We start from the raw sequence: 2769 nt of genomic DNA on the forward strand, positions 1-2769 counted from the left end.
CCGCGACGAAAGGGGCCGCACCCACGACGACGGGCTCCGTGGGGAGAGGAACGGACGGAAGCGCCGTCGCCTCGGCATCTTCCCGCGCAGCGGCCTCGAAGGCGGCCATCTTGCGGGCGGCGGCTTCCTGCTCCGCGACCTCGCGATCGCCCGCCTCACGGACGGCGGCTTCGCGGGCAGCGGCCTCACGGGCGGCGGCTTCGCGAGCAGCAGCTTCGCGGGCAGCGGCCTCGCGAGCAGAAGTCTCGCCCGCATCGGCACGCGGCTCCTCGGCGCTCGGCTCGGGCTCATGGTGCGTCGCGAGCGCGCGCTCGATCCGCTCGGCCTCGGCCGCCTCGGCTGCCTCTCTGGCCGCGCGCATCTCCGCACGAGTCTGCGGAACGGCGGGCACCTCGGGGCGATCGTCGTCAGTACTCATACGGATCCCCCGGCTCGTCGATCGCGACGACATCGGTCGGCTCGATACGGAGCTTTCCGTCGGCATCCGCGCGCACGGTCCCGGTGATCTCGACCCACTGTCCGGTCGCGTAGTCATCCGGGTCGACGTCGACCGGGAGTGCGGCGGTCTGTGCGTCGATCACGCAGTGCGTGATGACCAGTCGGGTGAGGTTCACGCCGTCATCGCCCGAGGAATCGGGTGTCACGAAGCCCGTGAGGGTCACCGGTGCGCCGTCATAGGCGGCGGTGTTCGTGGCCGCGGCGAAGACGCTCGCCCAGTCCCCCACGCCGAACGTGGAGGTGTCGGCGACGCCGAGCGCGACAGTGTCCGACCCCGCGAACAGCGCGCTCTGCTCGCCCGCGCGCGACATCGCCAGCTCGACCGACAGCGAGGCCGGCGGCAGCACGAGTGCGGCCGCGACGACGCCCGTGGCGATCACTCCGCCCGCGACGGCACCGACACCCGCAAGAGAACGTCGAGGCGACGCGGGGTGCGAGCCGTGATCGGCATCATCCGAGCCCTCTGCGACCACCGCGGCAGGCCCGTGATCGTGCCCGTGATCGCCCTCCTCGCCGAGCGGGAGCGTGCACGACCAGATCGCACCGGCCAGGGTCACGACCGCGGCGGTGCATGCGAACCACACCGACTCGGGGCTGATGTAGAGGTTGAGACGCCCGGTGAGGCCGAGGCCGAGCGTGACGACCGAGATCACGGCGGCGAGCCCCACACCCAGCCAGCGGGTGCCGAGCGCGCGGGCGCGGATGGCGGTCTGCTCAGACAAGGACGTTCACCCCGATCCCGATGGCGAAGGCCGATGCGAGCACGATGCCCACGATGCCCACGAGGGTGCGCGTCGTGAACGTGGTGCGCATGAGCGCGAGCATCTTGACGTCGACGAGCGGACCGACCAGCAGGAAGGCGACGATCGCACCGGACGAGAACGTCGAGGCGAACGACAGCGCGAAGAAGGCGTCGACGTTCGAGCAGATGGCGACGGTCATCGCGAGGATCATCATCGCGACGATCGACAGCACCGGGTTCGACCCGATCGCCAGCAGCCACTCGCGCGGGATGAGCACCTGCACGGCTCCGGCGAGCGCCGAGCCGATCACCAGCGCGGGCATCACGGCGCGCAGCTCGACGAGGAACTGCGTCAGGCTGCGGCGCACCGGCGTGCCCGGTTCGTGCGTCACGCGGTCGCAGGTGTCGACGAAGCGCTGCGTGAGCATGCCGTCGGGGTCGGGGTGGCGGCTGTAGATCCAGCCGATCAGGTTCGCGATCAGGTAGCCGCCGACGAGGCGGGCGACCAGGATGCCACCGTCCCAGCCGAATGCCGCGTGCGTGGTGAGGATCACGATCGGGTTCACGATCGGCGCCGCGATGAGGAAGGTCATCGCCTCGGCCGGAGCGAGCCCGCGCATCATCAGCCCGCGGGCGAAGGGCACGTTGCCGCACTCGCAGACCGGGATCAGCATGCCGAGCAACGACAGCACGGCACGACGGGCCCAGGCGCGCCGAGGCAGCCAGCGGTGGATGACATCGGGCGGCAGCCACACCTGCACCACGATCGACAGCAGCACACCGAGGATCACGAACGGCAGCGCCTCGATCAGCACGCTCAGCGCGAGGGTGAGGCCGTCCTGCGCGCGGGTGGGGAGGGCTGCGGGGAAGAGCGTGGGCACGAAGGCGTCGATCAGGAACAGCGCCGCGATGATGACGACGCCGAGACCGACTCCGATCCAGGCCGAGCGCGCGGACGGCGCCGGGCGATGCGTGTGACCGTGACGGGTCGCCGTACCTGCCGAGGGGCTCACGCGTTCGCAGCCCTTTCGGCGTCTCGCTTGTTCGTGCACGGTGTGCACAGCCCGAAGATGTCGACCACGTGCGCGGCATCCGTGAATCCATGCAGCGCCGCGGTGCGGTGCGCCCACTGCTCGACGTCCTTGGCCTCGATCTCGACCGTCAGGCCGCAGGACCGGCAGATGAGGTGGTGGTGGTGACCCTGCGTCGTGCAGGCGCGGTACAGCGCCTCACCCTCGGGGCTCTGCAGCGAATCGGCGTCACCGGAAGCGGCGAGGCCGGCGAGCGCGCGGTACACGGTGGCGAGGCCGATGCCGGTGTTGTCGTCACGCAGCGAGGCGTGGAGATTCTGCGCGCTCACGAAACCGCGCGCGCCGGCGAGTGCTTCGCGCACGCGTTCGCGCTGCCAGGTGTTCCGCTGAGCCATGAGACGAGTCTAGGCCGCAGGGGTTGGCGAGGGCTGGGAGTGGACGCGCCCGTGCATGACTCAGGCCCGGACGCGCTTCACCCTGGCGCGTGACTTCTGCACG

Annotated in this window: 3 protein-coding genes and 1 pseudogene; all 4 read right to left on the reverse strand. The window is 70.8% G+C overall.

The features are described 5' to 3' along the window. Nucleotides 1–418: pseudogene (locus ACNPM4_RS12275) on the reverse strand (hypothetical protein); the annotation flags it as partial. Next, on the reverse strand, nucleotides 408–1220 hold the full coding sequence (locus ACNPM4_RS12280; protein WP_448985871.1) for a TIGR03943 family putative permease subunit: 813 nt from the start codon (nucleotides 1218–1220) through the stop codon (nucleotides 408–410). The gene ACNPM4_RS12280 and the pseudogene ACNPM4_RS12275, both read right to left, overlap by 11 nt. After that, nucleotides 1213–2253 (reverse strand): permease, encoded by a 1041-nt coding sequence (locus ACNPM4_RS12285; RefSeq protein ID WP_105711704.1) that lies wholly within the window; start codon nucleotides 2251–2253, stop codon nucleotides 1213–1215. The genes ACNPM4_RS12280 and ACNPM4_RS12285 overlap by 8 nt, the downstream gene beginning before the upstream one ends. After that, the gene (locus ACNPM4_RS12290) at nucleotides 2250–2666 is read right to left on the reverse strand and encodes a Fur family transcriptional regulator (RefSeq protein ID WP_448985872.1); all 417 of its coding nucleotides are present in this window, start codon (nucleotides 2664–2666) and stop codon (nucleotides 2250–2252) included. The genes ACNPM4_RS12285 and ACNPM4_RS12290 overlap by 4 nt, the downstream gene beginning before the upstream one ends. Nucleotides 2667–2769 lie beyond the last annotated feature (103 nt).

The organism is Microbacterium umsixpiens, assembly GCF_053543675.1.

Excerpts from the sequence above, each read along its gene's own strand:
- ACNPM4_RS12290 (WP_448985872.1), bottom strand. The coding sequence starts at position 2,666 with ATGGCTCAGCGGAACACCTGGCAGCGCGAACGCGTGCGCGAAGCACTC.